We start from the raw sequence: 15,922 nt of genomic DNA on the forward strand, positions 1-15,922 counted from the left end.
ACAACCGATCCTAAAACCGCCAAGTGATTCACGTCGTTGAATTTTTTACGCGCGCTGGTTGATCATGACAGTTCCAAGGAACGCATCAGTAAGTCCCTGGCCACGTGCGCTGGTCAGCATCATGATGACCGAGATGATTTGTATGACCGGAAAGGCCATGCTGACAAAATAACCGGCCGTGTGGGCCACCGCTTTGCCAAAATCCATCCGGGATCCGAATGAATCGCGCAGTTCGATCCCCATAAAGCGCATGCCTAGTGTGGCCGAGCCATTGGCGATGGTAATCACGCGGTAGACGAAACTGACGACGGCATAGATCAAGGCCAGAACGAAAAAGCCCAGACCAAAGGTCAGCAGGATGGCCACCGTACACAACAGCGAGATAAAGGCGATGTCGAAAAGCCAGGCGATAAAACGCTTGGTCGCGACAGACTGGTAAAACTCTGGCTGTCGGTCTGGGTCGGGCAGGTGGGTCATATTTTGATTTCCGGCTGAGAATTTAGGACACCCTGTCCCGAATGTCGGGACAGGGCAAGGTCGGCTTAGGCGCGTTCGCCGTTTTCAGCCTCATCACTGTTTTCACGGGCGCGTTCGTCCATGAACTGGTCAAACTCAGCCTTGTCTTTGGCGTCACGCAGGCGGCGCAGGAAGGATTCGAATTCCTGTTGTTCGCGCTCGAGCCGGGCCAGGGTGTCGGACTTGTAGGCGTCAAACGCGCTATTGCCGGATGGCTTCATCGCACTCATGTGGCTGTGCCAGGATTTGCGACGGCTGCAGGATTTGCTGAACATGCGTTTGCTCCAGATCATATAGGCAAGAAGCGCCAGGCCAACGGGCCAGAAAAAGATGAAACCAAGGACCATGGCGGCGATCCAGGCCCCTTTGCCCTTGTCATCCATCCAGGCTTCGGCACGAGAGAGCCACCCCGGATTTTGTGGGACGGCGTGGTCGGACAATGCGGTCATTTGGGTTCTCCGGGTTTGATGTAAATTGCTTTCACATTGTCTAGATGGGGGCTGAAGTGCGGGTTGCAAGGGGTCGATGTAAAAATGATTTACATTTTGTAATTTGCGACGGTTGACCTTGCTGCGGAACGGGCGCACTTTCCGCCTATGCAACATGTTGAAAATACGACACCTCCGACGCTGGATGAAATTCTAAACTTGGAAAAGCAGGTTTGGACCGCCCTGATGGAAGGCAATGCGGCTGCAGACCGGGCCTTGCTGAGCCCAGATTTTCTTGGGGTTTATCCGGCGGGGTTTGCGAGCCGGGATGATCACGTGGGACAGTTTGCCGACGCGCCGACGATGGCGCGCTATGAGCTAAGCGACACCCGGTTGCGCGTTTTGACCTCGGACATTGTTCTGCTGTCGTACCGGGCCGACTATCAGCGACCCAAAGCCGAGGGTTGGGAGGCAATGCTAATCTCGTCGCTTTGGGAAAGGCGGCATGACGTCTGGGTCAACAGTTTCAGTCAGGATACGCCCCTGGAGGGGAAATGACTGGGCCTCTTTCCATTCAGCGCCTGCCACGTGCATTCGACCAGTCGCTTGGCGATGATGCGCGCGCAGCGGTAAGCGGCACTACATCCGAACAGGGCGAGTTGATCGCTGGGGCGGCGGGGTCCAGCCCTTATCTGAAAAACTTGATCGATCACGAAAACGATTGGTTGGCCTCAGCGCTGCAACACCCCGATCAAGCGCTGGCCGACGTTTTGCAGGCTGCGCAAATACTACCGCCGGATCAGTTGAAACCGGGGCTGCGGCTGGCCAAGCGACGGATGGCGTTGCTGACCGCTCTGGCCGATCTGGCGGGCGCGTGGCCGTTGGAAAAGGTGACTGCTGCGCTAACCGATTTTGGCGCGTTAGCGGCGGATGTGGCGGCCAAGGCCGAGATCGCCAACCTGATACGGCGCGGTAAACTACCGGGCATGGGGCCGGACGATGTCGAAATCGCAGCCGGGATGATTATCCTGGCGATGGGCAAGATGGGCGCGTACGAGTTGAACTACAGTTCGGACATCGACCTGATCGTTCTGTTCGATGAGACCCGGTTTGATCCCGATGACTTCTACGAAGCGCGACAAGGCATGGTGCGGGCGACACGCAATTTCTGCGCCACGCTCAGCGACAAGACAGCGGATGGGTATGTATTCCGCACCGATCTGCGCCTGCGTCCGGATCCGGCAGTGACGCCGGTCTGCATGGCGGCCGAGGCGGCCGAGCGGTACTATGAAAGCCTGGGCCGCACGTGGGAGCGCGCGGCTTATATCAAAGCACGCCCATGCGCTGGCGATATTGCGGCAGGACAACGGTTTCTGGATACGCTGCGCCCCTTTGTCTGGCGGCGTCACCTGGATTTTGCCGCCATTCAGGACGCCCATGACATGCGTTTGCGTATACGTGAGAACAAGGGAACCGGCGGTGCACTGACCATTCCGGGTCATGACATGAAACTGGGGCAGGGCGGTATTCGAGAGATCGAATTCTTTACCCAGACCCGCCAGTTGATCGCTGGTGGTCGTGACCCTGACCTGCGCGTGCGCGGTACGGTACCCGGATTGGCGGCGCTTGCCGAAAAAGGCTGGGTCCCGCAGGACGTGGCAGACAAGCTGACTGATCATTATCGCGCCCATCGTGAGGTCGAACACCGTATCCAGATGATCCATGACGCTCAGACCCACAAGGTGCCGCAATCGCCGGACGGGATAGAACGCGTTGCCTGCCTGATGGGGATCGACGTCGACGAACTGACCCGTGACCTGACCCACAGACTGACCGAAGTGCACGACCTGACCGAAGGCTTTTTTGCGCCCGGTTCCTCGACGCGCGTGCCGGTTGGTGAGGTGGATTTTGACCAGAACGTTCTGGCTCGCTGGACGACATATCCCGCACTGCGATCGCAACGCGGCGCGCGGATATTTGAACGTCTCAAGCCCGAGCTGCTATCGCGTTTGGCAAAAACGGCGCAACCGGACGAGGCGCTGCGGGCGCTGGATGGTTTTCTGTCAGGCTTGCCCGCCGGCGTTCAACTGTTTTCACTGTTTGAGGCCAACCCCCAACTAATCGACCTGCTGATTGATATTGTCGGGACATCCCACGCGCTTGCGGCGCATCTGTCGCGCAATGCATCGGTGTTTGATGCGGTGATCGGCGGGAGTTTCTTTAGCGACTGGCCGGGGCAGGCTACGCTGCAGGCGGATCTAGATCAGGCCCTTTCAGAGGAATCAGATTACGAAAGCCAGTTGGATCTGGCCCGCCGCTGGTGCAAGGAATGGCACTTCCGCGTTGGCGTTCATCACCTGCGCGGGCTGATTGATGGTGAACAGGCGGGGCAGCAATACGCTCAGCTTGCAAGCGCGGTGATTGCCGCGATCCTGCCGCGCGTATCGGATCATTTTGCCCGTAAACACGGCCCTGCACCGGGGCGCGGTGCAACCGTGCTGGGCATGGGGTCACTTGGGGCTGGGCGGATCAACTCGCAATCCGATTTGGATATGATCGTGATCTATGACCCGCTGGATCAGGATATGTCCGAGGGACCGCGCCCATTGGCGACCCGCACCTATTATGCCCGGTTCACGCAGGCGCTTATCACGGCCTTGTCCGCGCCGATGTCACAGGGGCGTTTGTATGAGGTCGATATGCGCTTGCGCCCGTCGGGCAATCAGGGGCCGGTGGCGACAAGTTGGGCCAGCTTTACCAACTATCAGCAGAACGAAGCGTGGGTTTGGGAACATCTCGCCCTGACACGGGCCCACGTGATCGCCGGAGACGAAGGTCTGGCCGAAGATATCGAGACGTTCCGCACAGGCCTGCTGTCGCAACCGCGTGACCAGCAGAAAGCCCTGCGTGAAGTGGCCGAGATGCGCGCCCGCCTGGCCGCAGCCAAATCACCAGCAGGGATCTGGGACGCCAAGAACGGCCCCGGCCGGATGATGGATATCGAGCTGATGGCCGAAACCGGGTCGCTGGTGTCAGGCGTCGTACAGCGCGATGTGCATTCTGGTTTGGACGGCGCCGTCGCTGCTGGTTTGTTGGACGTCGCTCAGGCGCAAACGCTGAAGGACTGCTACGACCTATGCTGGTCCGTGCAATGTGCGGCGCGCTTGTTGTCCGGCAAGGTCATCGAAGCTGACAAGGTCGGCGAGGGCGGATCTGCCTTCCTGTGCCGCGCGACTGGATTTGAACAGGTTGAACAGCTGCAAAGCGCGCTGCAAGACAACTACAGCACGGCCGCCGGGATCATTGGCGGCGTGATCAGGGACGAAGATGATGGCGCAGAGTAAAGATCCAAATGATCACAAGGGGCTGATCCGCGAGGCGTATCGGATCGAAGGCATCACATTGCCTGAATGCCGCAGCATTTTTCTGGACTGGGCGCTGAGCCTGCCCGCTGAACGGGACCAATCCCAGGCGCTGATCGATCTGCATGCCTCCTATTCCCAGCAAGACGCGGATCACCCTATGACGCAGGTGCTAGCTGAGGGGTTGCAATCTGCCAAAACCCCCAAGCGGCGCGGCGGTTGGCGATCGCGCGACCGCTAGGGCTTTTCCCTCGGGGTATTCGCGACTATGAGGGCGTCATGACCCAAACTGCCGATCACCCCCGTATCCGCCTGAAACCCAAAGCCAACGCACGTGGCCTGCGCCACGGTTTTCCGTGGGTGTATGCCAATGAAATCGTGACGGATCGCCGGACGCGTAAAATCCCGGCAGGGGCGCTGGCAGTGCTTGAGGATGACAAACGCGCGCCCATCGCACTGGTTGCGGTGAACCCCGACTCCAAAATCATGTGCCGCGTTCTGGACCGCAATATCGAAGCCCAGCTCGACGCCGCGTGGTTCGAAACCCGACTGCGCCGTGCGGTCGAGATGCGCGAACGCCTGTTCGACGCGCCCTATTATCGCCTGATCCACGCCGAAGCTGACGGCTTTCCCGGTGTCATCATCGACCGGTTTGGCGATGCCTGTGTGATCCAGCCCAATGCCGCGTGGGCCGAGGCGCATCTGGAAACTCTGACCGAGGCTCTGGTCACTGTCACCGGCGTGACAACCGTGCTCAAAAACGCGTCGGGCCGGACTCGAGGGCTGGAAGGCCTGGATGATGTGAACCTCACCCTGCGTGGCACCGCCCCCGATGCGCCGCTGCCGGTGCCGATGAACGGCGCCACGTATATGGCCGACCTGACAGGCGGCCAAAAAACCGGGCTGTTCTACGACCAACGGCCCAACCACGCCTTCGCCAAGCGACTGGTGCAGCCCGGCGCGCGGGTATTGGACGTCTTCAGTCACGTGGGCGGATTCGGGCTGGCCATGTTGGCCGGTGGCGCGGGGCAGGCGCTGTCCGTAGATGGATCTGCAGCCGCGCTGGACCTCGCGGCCAAAGGGGCCGAGGCCTCTGGTTTTGCTGACGCGTTCCAAACCAGACAAGGCGATGCCTTCGATGCCCTGACCCAATTGGGTGAAGAGGGCGCGCAGTTCGACGTCGTCATCTGCGATCCACCCGCCTTTGCGCCTTCGAGACAAGCGCTGGACGCTGGCCTGCGCGCCTATGAACGTGTGGCCCGCTTGGCGGCAGCTCTGGTCAAACCCACCGGTTATCTGGGCCTGTGCTCGTGTTCACACGCGGCTGATCTGGGCCGGTTCCGCGACGCGTCGTCTCGTGGGATTGGTCGGGCGGGGCGACAGGCGCAACTGATCCATACGGGCTTTGCCGGACCCGACCATCCGCAACTGCCGCAACTGGCGGAAAGCGGCTATCTCAAAGCCGTGTTCTACCGGCTGTGAAGGCGGTTCTGGATACCTGCGTCATCTACCCCACGGTGATGCGAGAGATGCTGCTCGGCGCTGCCAAACTAGGCCATTTCACCCCCGTGTGGTCGGCGCGCATCCTCGAGGAATGGGCGCGCGCGGCCCGCAAGCTGGGCCCTACAGGCGAGGCTCAGGCTCGTGCTGAAATTGCACTGGCGCAAGCCAATTGGCCGAAAGCCGAGTTTCCTGCAGCAACCAATGTCGAACAGCGGCTCTGGCTGCCGGACTGCGCGGATATCCACGTCCTGGCAACGGCCGTTGCATCCTCGGCGGACGTGATCGTTACCGTCAACGCCAAGGACTTTCCCCGAAACATCCTGTCCGAGGAAGGGCTGGACCGCCGCGATCCGGACAGTCTGCTGCACGGATTCTGGCAATCCGATCCCGACGGCATAAGCGGCACAGCCAACCGTGTCCTGGCCGAGGCCAACCGCCTGTCGGGCGACCAATGGACCTTGCGCCCGCTGATGAAAAAAGCCCGTCTCCCACGCCTGGGCAAAGCGCTCTCTACGTAATCGGTATCCAGCTTCATCTGGCTAAAAATATCCCGGAGAGCGCGATAGGCTGGCCTCTCGGTGTTAGATCAGCCACGGGTCCAACGCTGCTCTAATGCCTCCAGGGCAGCGATCCGTTCGTCCGTTTTCGGATGGCTCATCAACCAGGCGGGCACAACGCCAGCACGCTGCTGCGTCAGGTCTTCCAGCTTGTGAAACAACGACTTCTGCGGTCCGATTCCGATCCCGGCTTTGGTCAGCAAAGCGGCGGCATACTCATCAGCTTCATACTCATCACTGCGCGACAGGCGCGACGCCAACAGGTGTGTCAGCATATTGGCAATCCACGCGCCGATGAACGGGATAAAGCGGTTCAGCAGCATCATCAAAGCGGCCCGCAGCGCATTCTGCCCGGAAAAATCGATCATCCGGCGGCGCGCATGCCCCAGTGCCACATGACCCAATTCATGCGCGATGACGCTGGCCATTTCCTCGGCGGAAACCTCGCCACTGCGAAATTTGCGGTAGAATCCACGCGTGATGAAAATCCGCCCGTCAGGTGCTGCCAAACCGTTCACCGGGTCAATCTCATAGATGTAGACCGGCACCCGGTCGATCTCTAACGCTGCAGCCAGCCGGTCGGTCATGCGTTTCAGGGCAGGGTCGGCCAGCTCGGTGGATTTTGCATCCAGATCCTTATGTGTGCGCCAGACGGAAATCCGGTACATCACAAGGGCATAGGCAATGGCCAGCAGGATCGGGGTCAGACGTAGCATCTTACAAATATGGTTCCGGGCCGGGGATTAGGCAACCGCGCTTGAGCTTTTGTGCCATAAAGGTGAATGGGTCCAATTCTCGCCCATTTTCCCGCATAGCACGAATTCGATGCAAGGTTTTCAACAAGGTAGATTTTGTTATGAAGAGTTTCTGTTTGCGGATGTACATATTTTGCCTGCGATCATTGGGGATGTACGGCATTCTTGTGTCTGTAGCATCGGCCGGGGCGCTGGCCGTCGGCTTTTCTAAGGGGTTCCACATTGGACCGTTGGTTTTGTCCACATCGATTGCGTTAGCTATCAGTTTGGCGATGGCCATTTCGAAGCTGACGCCAAGTTGGCTGGCTGACCCCGCTGGAATGATCAAAGCCTTTGTCATTTTTGTGGGCTCGGGGCCGCTCGTTCTTCTATTCGGGATCGTCAGTATGACCGTAGTTCTGCCCATGGAACTAGACGCTTCACTGGGTAAATCGCTTTCTATTCTGATCGCGCTTCCCGCATGGGCTTTGGGGGTTGGTTTGGGCTGGACCGCCCTAATTTATGGAATTCTGCCGGACAAAAGCCAGCCCGGTCCTTCACCGCTGCCCGGCGCAGCACCTCCGCCGCCACCGACTTCAAGCGCTGATTTGCGAAGCCTACGTCAGTCCCGTATGAGTCGATGAGTACTGAAGAAACGCGCCCATTCATATCGGCTTAGTCGTCGTTTCGGCGGCTTGCGCGGCGCATTTTTACAATCAATATATCGTCACAGTGTGAAACACAGTGGCTGCCAGACTTGTCGCAGGGCAGGTCGCGCCATAACTTTGAAATTATGTGGTCATTTGCCGATATCCGCCCGGCCTATAGCAGGGCTGAACGTGTCAGTGATGGCGTTGTTCATATCCTTGGCGTCACTGCGGCTATCGTTGCCGTTCCGGCGCTGATCGCGTTGACCGCCCTATACCGGACTGAGCCTGCTGCGGTTCTTGGGGTCTCGGTCTACGGCTTCACTCTTATTCTGATGCTGTCGTTTTCGGCTTTGTACAATATGGTACAATCTGATCGATGGAGTGAGTTGCTGCGCCGCCTCGATCACTCGGGGATTTACGTCAAAATTGCAGGTACTTACACGCCATTCATCTTACTTTCCGGTGCCCCAATGACCGGACTCATGATCGGTCTTTGGTCATCTGCGACCCTTGGATCAATCCTGAAAATGATCGACCCTCACCGGTTCCGTTGGTTTGGTTTGGCGCTGTATGTGTTGATGGGATGGGCGTCCGTCTGGGCGGGTCAATCGCTGCTGGCCGACTTGTCGCAGCCTGTTGTGGCGCTGATGATCACCGGAGGCATCGTCTATACCGCGGGCATCGCCTTTTATCTTCTGGATTGGTTGCCGTTCCACAACACAATCTGGCATGTCTTCGTTCTGACAGGCAGCGTGTTGTTTTTCCTTGCGGTTTCGTTCCGTATTGCCTGGGCGCCGGTCCTGCAGATATGACGGTCAGCGGGTCAGTTCCCGCATCCCCTGTTCCAAACCGGCCAGCGTCATCGGCACCATGCGGTCCTCGAAAACCTCGCGGATCATGCCGATGGAATGGGTGTATTCCCAGTACTTTTCCGGCACCGGATTGATCCACAGATTTGATGTCCACTGCTCGCGCGCGCGCTGCAGCCAGACCTGACCGGCTTCTTTGTTCCAATGTTCGTTCGCGCCTCCGGGATAGGCAATCTCATAAGGGCTCATCGAGGCGTCGCCGACGAAGATGCACTTGTAGTCTGAACCATAGGTGCGCAGTACTTCGTGGGTCGGAGTCTGCTGATCCCATCGGCGGTGATTGTCACGCCAGACGCCTTCATACAGGCAGTTGTGAAAGTAGTAATATTCCAGATGCTTGAACTCGGTTCTTGCAGCGGAAAACAGCTCTTCGACAACTTTGATATGTGGATCCATCGAGCCGCCCACATCCAGAAACAACAGCACTTTGACTGCGTTGTGACGCTCGGGGCGGGTTTTGACGTCGAGATAGCCATGTTCGGCGGTGGCGCGGATGGTGCCGTCCAGATCCAGTTCCTCGGCCGCACCTTCGCGGGCCCAGCGACGCAGGCGCTTCAGCGCGACCTTAATATTGCGCGTACCCAGTTCAACCGTGTCGTCCAGGTTCTTGAATTCGCGCTTGTCCCACACTTTTACGGCGCGCTGATGACGGCTTTCCTTCTGGCCGATCCGCACACCTTCGGGGTTATAGCCATAAGCCCCGAACGGCGACGTCCCGGCGGTGCCGATCCACTTGTTGCCACCCTGGTGGCGGCCTTCTTGATCCTTGAGACGCTCACGCAACGTCTCCATCAGTTTTTCAAAGCCGCCCATGGCCTCGATCTCGGCTTTTTCTTCGTCTGACAGGTGTTTCTCGGCCATCTTGGCCAGCCATTCGGCTGGGATATCGACAGCTTCGAGCACCTGATCAAAGCTGATCTCTTCCAGACCTTTGAAGCTGGCGGCAAAAGCTTGATCGAACTTGTCGATATTGCGCTCGTCCTTCACCATCGAAACGCGAGCGAGGTAATAGAACGCCTCGACATCATAGGTCGCCAGACCCTTTTTCATGCCTTCCAGAAAAGTCAGATACTCGCGCAGTGATACGGGAATGCCAGCTTTGCGGAGGTTTTCGAAAAAGGGCAGAAACATGCGTTAACCCACCAAACGAACCAGGATCAGGGAAAGCACCAGACCTACAATGGCAAATGCGATGCCGTAACCGGCCGCATATTGGGCAATATCCGCGCCGCTGCCATTGCGTTTGCGAGCCTTCATCGCGCCAAGGATCGCCCCCAATAACGCCATTCCCAAAACTACGACCATGCGTTATCCGCCTCTGTTGTTGGTGGACGGACCTTCGGCAACTTCCTGCATCAGCGACCGGACCACGACTTCCGAGCCAAAGCCGTATCGCGCCCATGCCAGACTGTCCAGCCTGACGGTACGTGCCTGTTTCGGGCGTCCGGCCTGATTGAGCGCTTCGGATTTCAACAGTAACAGAGTGGCCAATTGAGATGCGTTTTCGGCCCGCGACATGACTGCAATTGCCTTGTCCAGTTCGGGCAGTATCTCTGGTCCTTTTCCCTGCGAAAGCGCGAAGGCCGCGGTTTGCGTTGTCACATAAGCCTGATGAATTTCAGTTCCCGGAGCAGAGCGCAGAAATTGCATGGCAGTTTCGTAGTGTCGGATCGCTTCTTGCGGATTGTCGAATTGCGCCATGCGGCCAAGAATATAATGCGGATACGCCCGCCGATGGTCGGTCCAGCCCTGTTCCTGCCCGATCTGAACCGCTCTTTCCGCGGCTTTCACCCGGTTGCGTGTGCTTGGCCTTGATCCAAGCGACTTTTGGACGGCGTTGATCCACTCGCGCGGTGTGTCCGAAACAGGTTGCGCCGGCAAAGTATCGCCGCGCGGGTTCAGTCGGCTGAGAATGCCGGGCAGGACGGCCTGGACTTGTTCGCGTGTCATGCCGCTGCGCAATTGGGGCGAATAAGCCGTGCGCAGGATCAGCATGTCAAAACCGGTCAGAATGGTGTGGATGTTGTCGTCGTTGAACACCGAATCCGGCAGGTGATACAGGTCATTCAGCGGCCCCAGAGCCTGTGCCAGTTCCTCGTGCAGGCAGTCGCGCTTTTCCTGCGGGCTCACGTCATAGGGAATGAAAATGCCCAGCCGTTCGCGGCTGCGCAGCGCGGTCCAACTGCTCTTCCGTTTGCGCCGGTCCTGTCGGTATTCCTCAAAGCTGGATGCGTTGGGAACCACGAAACAGGCGGCTTGCGGCAAGATGCGTTGGATCTGCTCCTGGCTGACGGCCTCGATTGTTATGTTGGCCTGGCCCTCCGTCATCTGGCGAATGTCGATCCCGGCCTCGCGTTGTAGACGCGTCAACAACCGGGTCAGATCGCGCTGCATTGACGGTGTGGGTGATCCAGTAAGCCGAACGGTGACGGGGCCCTCGAACCGGGTGAATACGGGCAGGGTGGCGCCGCCTTCGAGCGCGAAGTGCAAAGAAAGGAAATCGGCCGCAATATTAGCGTTCGACCTAGCGGGTGGTCTTGGTCGGGTTGACGTGAACGCTTTGGCGGGCGGCAGGTTTGCCTCGATCGCCTTAACGCGTGTTGGCGGTTCAGGGGTGGTGACCGCGGTGCATCCGGCGACGGCAAAGCCAAACAGGACCGCAGCGACCCTGATCATGGGCGTTGATACCGGATAAAGGGCGTTTGCTTGCCGATCCGGTCATAGAGCTTGCGCGCTGTGTGATTGAACTCTTGTGTCAGCCAATAGACAGAAGGCGCGCCTTGCCGGTCGGCCTCGTCATAGACTGCCTGTATCAAGGCGCGGCCAACGCCGGTTCCGCGCGCCTCGGGCCGGGCGAACAGGTCTTGCAGATAGCAAACGCTTTCCTCTTTCCACGCATGGCGGTGAAATAGGTAATGGGTCAGGCCAACAAGATGACCATCCGCTTCGGCCACGAAACAGGAAAAATCATTGGGATCATCCCCAAGCAGCCGTGCGAAGGTGCTGTCATATGTCTGCTCTGGCACGGTCGTTTCGTAGAACGCCAGATAGTCGCGCCACATCTCGGCCCATTCGGCGCGATCTTCGGGCTGCAGCGCCCGGATATTAAGGGTGTCAGACAAGCATTGGCTCCTATGTCGTCAGGCCGGACTGCCCGACGACGCCGGACGGCCTTTTGGCCAATGCTGACACCCGGCCCCCCGCAAGGCAAGCGGGGATCCCCAAGTGTTCAATATTCTCAGCGTTTGCTGCGTGCCATGAAGGCGAGACGTTCAAACAGGTGAACGTCCTGTTCGTTTTTCAGCAGCGCGCCGTGCAACTTGGGCAACGCATTGGCCCCGTCGCGTTTGAGATCCTCGGCGGTCAGGTCTTCGGCCAGCAACAGCTTGAGCCAGTCCAGCACTTCCGAGGTTGACGGTTTTTTCTTCAACCCCTGCGTTTCACGGATTTCGTAAAACTGGGTCAGCGCTGTGGTCAGCAATGCATCCTTGATGCCCGGGTGGTGCACGTCGACGATCCGGCGCATGGTCGCCTCATCCGGAAAGCGGATATAATGGAAGAAACAGCGCCGCAGGAACGCGTCGGGCAGTTCCTTTTCGTTATTCGACGTAATGATCACAATCGGTCGGATTTTGGCTTTGATGGTGTCCCCGGTTTCGTAGACGTGGAACTCCATCTTATCGAGCTCTTGCAGCAGGTCATTGGGAAATTCGATATCGGCCTTGTCGATCTCGTCGATCAGTAGCACGACTTTCTCATCAGATTCAAAGGCCTGCCACAGTTTGCCCTTGCGGATATAGTTCGACACGTCATGCACGCGCTCGTCGCCCAACTGGCTGTCGCGCAACCGGCTGACCGCGTCATATTCGTACAGGCCCTGCTGTGCGCGGGTGGTGGACTTGACGTTCCACTCGATCATCTTCAGCCCCAGCGCACCGGCAACCTGCTTGGCCAGTTCGGTCTTGCCGGTTCCGGGTTCACCCTTGACCAGCAGGGGGCGTTCCAGCGTAACGGCGGCATTCACTGCAATTGTCAGGTCATCGGTGGCAACATATTCGGCTGTACCTTGGAAACGTGCGGTCATGGGCCCCTCATTCAATATCGCGCGGCATGTGTCCTTGGGGTTATAGCGGGGTGAAAAATTTGACAAGACAGGTCGCTGCGTCGCGCAGGGCGAAATTGACGTGCGACTCCAATGCCTTTGGTTGATTCGGATGCCAACGTAGGGCGCGACAATTTTGGGAACGCCCCAAAAATGCCTGTCAATTTTCACAGAAAAACAAGGATTTGTTGTTTAAAGTCTCATATTTAGACGACCTGAAACAGCACGCAGCCGGGCTAAGTTTCCATAGTGACATTCCCCCCGCTGTCGGATAAACGCTCCGCAGAAGGGGATTGCCGCATGTCAGGTGAAGCAAAGGTGACCGGCGTTGCAGGCCACACCGAGGGAGCAAAAATGAAGCAGGAAGTATTTCTGCCAGAGGATTATCGTCCAGCCGAAGACGAACCATTCATGAACGACAAGCAGTTAGAGTATTTTCGTCGTAAGCTGCTGGATTGGAAAACTGAACTTTTGGCAGGCAGCCGCGATACGATCGAAGGGCTGCAGGACAACACTCGCAACATTCCGGACGTCGCAGACCGCGCAAGCGAGGAAACTGATCGCGCGCTGGAACTGCGGACACGTGATCGCCAGCGCAAGCTGGTGGCCAAGATTGACTCGGCCCTGCGTCGGATCGACGAAGGCGAATACGGATATTGCGAGAAGACGGGCGACCCGATTTCGCTGAAACGTCTTGATGCGCGCCCGATTGCGACGATGACGCTAGAGGCGCAGGAACGCCACGAGCGCCGCGAAAAGGTCCACCGCGACGATTGATCGCTGGAAAAATCAGAATTCTCAAACGCCGGGGTCTTTTGCTCCGGCGTTTTTGCTTTAAGCCAGTGATATGAATATCAACGGTCTGAAATTTGGCATCATCGGTGGTGGTATCGGTGGGATCGCCGCCGCTCTGGCGTTGCGGCAACGCGGCGCTCAGGTCGTGGTTTTTGAGCAGGCAGCCGAATTGACCGAGGTCGGCGCCGGCTTGCAGATCAGCGCCAACGGAATGGTCGTACTGCGTGCTCTGAACGTTGTCGGTGAAACGCCGGAGGGGGGCCAGCGGTCCCACGGAACGGTGTTGCGCGACTATCGGGCAGGGCGATCTGTCAGTGAGATACCGGCACCGGCCGCTGGACCGACCTACTACTACCATCGTGCTGACCTGCTGGGATTGCTGCACAAAGCAGCGCTTCGGGACGGTGTCGAGTTTCGACTGGGCGCACGAGTTGCGCAGGTGCGCAAACATCCCTCCGGATCCGAGATTATTCTGGAAGATGGTACAGACCGGCACGTTGATTGTGTGATTGCCGCCGACGGTGGGCGAAGCACGATCCGCGCAGACCTGAACGGGCCCGAAGCACCAAAATTCACCCATCAGGTGGCCTGGCGCGCGACGATTCCTTGGGCGCGTCGCGATCCCAAACCGCGCGCCGTTCTGACGATGGGGCCGGGCCGGCACGTTGTCACGTATCCTCTGCGCGATCACACTTTGATGAACGTTGTCGCGATCGAGGAACGATCCGATTGGCAGGAAGAAGGCTGGCGCCGACGCGGCGACCCCGAGGAACTGCGCGCTCGATTTTCCGACTTTGGCGGCGTGGTCGGGGAAATTCTGGGGCAGGTACAGGAACCCCACATCTGGGCGTTGATTCTGCGACCCGTCGCAGAACGCTGGCAGAACGGGCGCATTGCATTGTTAGGGGATGCGGCTCACCCGACACTCCCCTTTATGGCGCAGGGTGCCTGTCTTGCGCTTGAAGATGCGTGGGTCCTGGCCCGATCTTTTGATGATCAATCCGGGATAGAGCAGGCGCTGTCCACCTATGAAACCCGCCGTCACCGAAGGGCGCAGCGCGTGGTGGCTGCGGCTGGTGCCAATGCCCGAAATTTCCACCTGCGCGGCCCGATGCGGTTGGCCGCACAGGCGGCTCTGATGGCGGTCGGGCCACGATTGTCTCGGAAATACGACTGGATATACAGCTACGACGCGACGGCCTGAGGTTTCACAGGTCCAAGTCGACCCAGACCGGGACATGGTCCGAGGGCTTTTCATGCCCGCGAATCTCGGCATCAATCCTGCAATCGCGCAACAGATCGGCGGCCTGCGGCGTAAGAAGAAAATGGTCGATACGGATCCCGTCATTCCGGTTCCAGGCACCGGCCTGGTAGTCCCAGAACGAATAATGCTCAGGACCTTGGGTGACGGCGCGGAACGCTTCCGTGAACCCCAGATTCAGGATCTTGAGAAACGCGGCGCGGCTTTCCGGCCGGAACAGAGCATCCTCGCGCCATGCATCTGGACGTTTTGCGTCTTCGGCCTGCGGGATGATGTTGTAATCCCCAGCCATTAGCGCGGGCTCTTCGCTCGTCAGCAAATCGCGCGCGCGGTCATATAGCCGCTCCATCCAGGACAGCTTGTATTCGTATTTCGGACCCGGCACCGGGTTACCGTTCGGCAAATACAGACCGCAGATCCGAAGGGCTTTTTTGCCAATGACGGTCGCCTCAATCCAACGGGCCTGTTCGTCCTCGTCGTCACCAGGAAGGCCCCGAGTCACATCTTCAAGTGGCAGCTTGGACAGGATCGCCACGCCGTTGAAGCTCTTTTGCCCGTGGGTTTCGACGTTGTAACCGCGCTCTTCAAACAGCTCGCGGGGAAAATTCTCGTCGATCGACTTGATTTCTTGCAGCAGCACAACGTCCGGCTGCGCGTCATCCAGCCAACGGGGCAGGGCTTCGGCCCGCGCTTTGATGCCGTTAATGTTGAACGTGGCGATTTTCATGCGCGATCCTCCGGCTGGCTGCCGGTTGATCTATCCCTTAACCGCGCGGGCAGAGCAAGCTCACATTGAAAATGAAGTGCCGCAGCCGCAGGAAGAGGTTGCGTTGGGGTTCTCGATCACAAACCGCGCGCCGATCAGTTCCTGCGTAAAATCGATCACCGCGTTTTCCAGAAACGGCAACGAAATCGCGTCGACGATCACTTTCTGGCCTTTGCCTTCCAGCACAAGGTCGTCTTCTTTCGGTTCGTCCAGTGCGATTTCGTATTGAAATCCGGAACATCCGCCGCCTTCCACTGCGACGCGCAGGGCTTGTCCCTGATCGGCTGCACCGATCTCGGCGAGACGTTCAAAGGCGCGTTCTGTAACTGTGGGGGGCAGATTCATGCCAAACTCCAAAGGTTTATTTCCTTTACGCCTT

The 15,922-nt window shown here is 58.5% G+C and carries 19 protein-coding genes; 9 read left to right on the forward strand and 10 right to left on the reverse strand.

The window, feature by feature from the left end; all coding sequences use genetic code 11:
* Positions 1–45 precede the first annotated feature (45 nt).
* Together AC2FFP_RS10215 and AC2FFP_RS10220 are read right to left on the reverse strand one after the other, a co-directional pair.
* Positions 46–477, reverse strand: coding sequence for an RDD family protein (locus AC2FFP_RS10215; RefSeq protein ID WP_496738369.1), 432 nt, complete (start codon positions 475–477; stop codon positions 46–48).
* Between the two features lie 65 nt (positions 478–542).
* Positions 543–965, reverse strand: coding sequence for a DUF2852 domain-containing protein (locus AC2FFP_RS10220; RefSeq protein WP_496738370.1), 423 nt, complete (start codon positions 963–965; stop codon positions 543–545).
* Positions 966–1,112: 147 nt separating this feature from the next.
* On the opposite strand from AC2FFP_RS10220, the gene AC2FFP_RS10225 reads away from it, so the two are divergent.
* The 5 genes from AC2FFP_RS10225 to AC2FFP_RS10245 are packed head-to-tail and all read left to right on the forward strand — an operon-like array spanning position 1,113 to position 6,327.
* The gene (locus AC2FFP_RS10225; protein ID WP_496881000.1) at positions 1,113–1,502 is read left to right on the forward strand and encodes a DUF4440 domain-containing protein; all 390 of its coding nucleotides are present in this window, start codon (positions 1,113–1,115) and stop codon (positions 1,500–1,502) included.
* The gene (locus tag AC2FFP_RS10230; RefSeq protein ID WP_496881001.1) at positions 1,499–4,288 is read left to right on the forward strand and encodes a [protein-PII] uridylyltransferase family protein; all 2,790 of its coding nucleotides are present in this window, start codon (positions 1,499–1,501) and stop codon (positions 4,286–4,288) included. Before AC2FFP_RS10225 ends, AC2FFP_RS10230 begins: the two co-directional genes overlap by 4 nt.
* A complete protein-coding gene (locus AC2FFP_RS10235; protein ID WP_282169388.1) occupies positions 4,275–4,547 on the forward strand; it encodes a hypothetical protein in 273 nt (90 codons plus the stop codon). The genes AC2FFP_RS10230 and AC2FFP_RS10235 overlap by 14 nt, the downstream gene beginning before the upstream one ends.
* 38 nt (positions 4,548–4,585) lie before the next feature.
* Positions 4,586–5,788: an RSP_2647 family RNA methyltransferase gene (locus AC2FFP_RS10240; RefSeq protein WP_496881002.1), complete on the forward strand. Its 1,203-nt coding sequence runs from the start codon at positions 4,586–4,588 to the stop codon at positions 5,786–5,788.
* Positions 5,785–6,327, forward strand: coding sequence for an RSP_2648 family PIN domain-containing protein (locus tag AC2FFP_RS10245; protein ID WP_496881003.1), 543 nt, complete (start codon positions 5,785–5,787; stop codon positions 6,325–6,327). Before AC2FFP_RS10240 ends, AC2FFP_RS10245 begins: the two co-directional genes overlap by 4 nt.
* Positions 6,328–6,395: 68 nt before the next feature.
* Here AC2FFP_RS10245 and AC2FFP_RS10250 read toward each other — a convergent pair whose 3' ends face one another.
* The gene (locus tag AC2FFP_RS10250) at positions 6,396–7,082 is read right to left on the reverse strand and encodes a M48 family metallopeptidase (protein ID WP_496723279.1); all 687 of its coding nucleotides are present in this window, start codon (positions 7,080–7,082) and stop codon (positions 6,396–6,398) included.
* Positions 7,083–7,273: 191 nt separating this feature from the next.
* Here AC2FFP_RS10250 and AC2FFP_RS10255 point away from each other — a divergent pair, with 191 nt between their 5' ends.
* Entirely contained in the window at positions 7,274–7,744 is a 471-nt protein-coding gene (locus tag AC2FFP_RS10255) for a hypothetical protein (protein WP_496881004.1), read from the forward strand.
* Positions 7,745–7,893: 149 nt separating this feature from the next.
* A complete protein-coding gene (gene trhA, locus AC2FFP_RS10260) occupies positions 7,894–8,562 on the forward strand; it encodes a PAQR family membrane homeostasis protein TrhA (RefSeq protein WP_496767032.1) in 669 nt (222 codons plus the stop codon).
* A 3-nt stretch (positions 8,563–8,565) separates the two neighbouring features.
* Here trhA and AC2FFP_RS10265 read toward each other — a convergent pair whose 3' ends face one another.
* The 5 genes from AC2FFP_RS10265 to AC2FFP_RS10285 all read right to left on the reverse strand — a co-directional run bounded on the left by AC2FFP_RS10265 (position 8,566) and on the right by AC2FFP_RS10285 (position 12,703).
* Positions 8,566–9,750: a vWA domain-containing protein gene (locus AC2FFP_RS10265; RefSeq protein WP_058274514.1), complete on the reverse strand. Its 1,185-nt coding sequence runs from the start codon at positions 9,748–9,750 to the stop codon at positions 8,566–8,568.
* Between the two features lie 3 nt (positions 9,751–9,753).
* Complete coding sequence (locus tag AC2FFP_RS10270) at positions 9,754–9,924, reverse strand: hypothetical protein (protein WP_186437468.1); 171 nt, start codon at positions 9,922–9,924, stop codon at positions 9,754–9,756.
* A 3-nt stretch (positions 9,925–9,927) separates the two neighbouring features.
* Complete coding sequence (locus tag AC2FFP_RS10275; RefSeq protein ID WP_496844192.1) at positions 9,928–11,295, reverse strand: DUF2927 domain-containing protein; 1,368 nt, start codon at positions 11,293–11,295, stop codon at positions 9,928–9,930.
* Positions 11,292–11,741 (reverse strand): GNAT family N-acetyltransferase, encoded by a 450-nt coding sequence (locus tag AC2FFP_RS10280; RefSeq protein ID WP_496735772.1) that lies wholly within the window; start codon positions 11,739–11,741, stop codon positions 11,292–11,294. Before AC2FFP_RS10280 ends, AC2FFP_RS10275 begins: the two co-directional genes overlap by 4 nt.
* A gap of 116 nt (positions 11,742–11,857) precedes the next feature.
* Positions 11,858–12,703, reverse strand: a complete 846-nt coding sequence (locus tag AC2FFP_RS10285) for an AAA family ATPase (RefSeq protein WP_496767036.1) — start codon at positions 12,701–12,703, stop codon at positions 11,858–11,860.
* Positions 12,704–13,075: 372 nt separating this feature from the next.
* Between AC2FFP_RS10285 and dksA the strand changes: the two genes are divergently transcribed.
* Together dksA and AC2FFP_RS10295 are read left to right on the forward strand one after the other, a co-directional pair.
* Entirely contained in the window at positions 13,076–13,498 is a 423-nt protein-coding gene (gene dksA / locus AC2FFP_RS10290) for an RNA polymerase-binding protein DksA (RefSeq protein ID WP_058274529.1), read from the forward strand.
* A gap of 70 nt (positions 13,499–13,568) precedes the next feature.
* Positions 13,569–14,720 (forward strand): FAD-dependent monooxygenase, encoded by a 1,152-nt coding sequence (locus AC2FFP_RS10295; RefSeq protein ID WP_496844193.1) that lies wholly within the window; start codon positions 13,569–13,571, stop codon positions 14,718–14,720.
* A 4-nt stretch (positions 14,721–14,724) separates the two neighbouring features.
* Here AC2FFP_RS10295 and xth read toward each other — a convergent pair whose 3' ends face one another.
* A complete protein-coding gene (gene xth / locus AC2FFP_RS10300; protein WP_496767038.1) occupies positions 14,725–15,504 on the reverse strand; it encodes an exodeoxyribonuclease III in 780 nt (259 codons plus the stop codon).
* Positions 15,505–15,564: 60 nt separating this feature from the next.
* Positions 15,565–15,888 carry a HesB/IscA family protein gene (locus tag AC2FFP_RS10305; RefSeq protein ID WP_058277565.1) on the reverse strand — a complete coding sequence of 108 codons (324 nt, stop codon included), beginning with the start codon at positions 15,886–15,888 and terminating at the stop codon, positions 15,565–15,567.
* Positions 15,889–15,922: the final 34 nt, after the last annotated feature.

The organism is Ruegeria sp. YTSC004, from assembly GCF_059609805.1.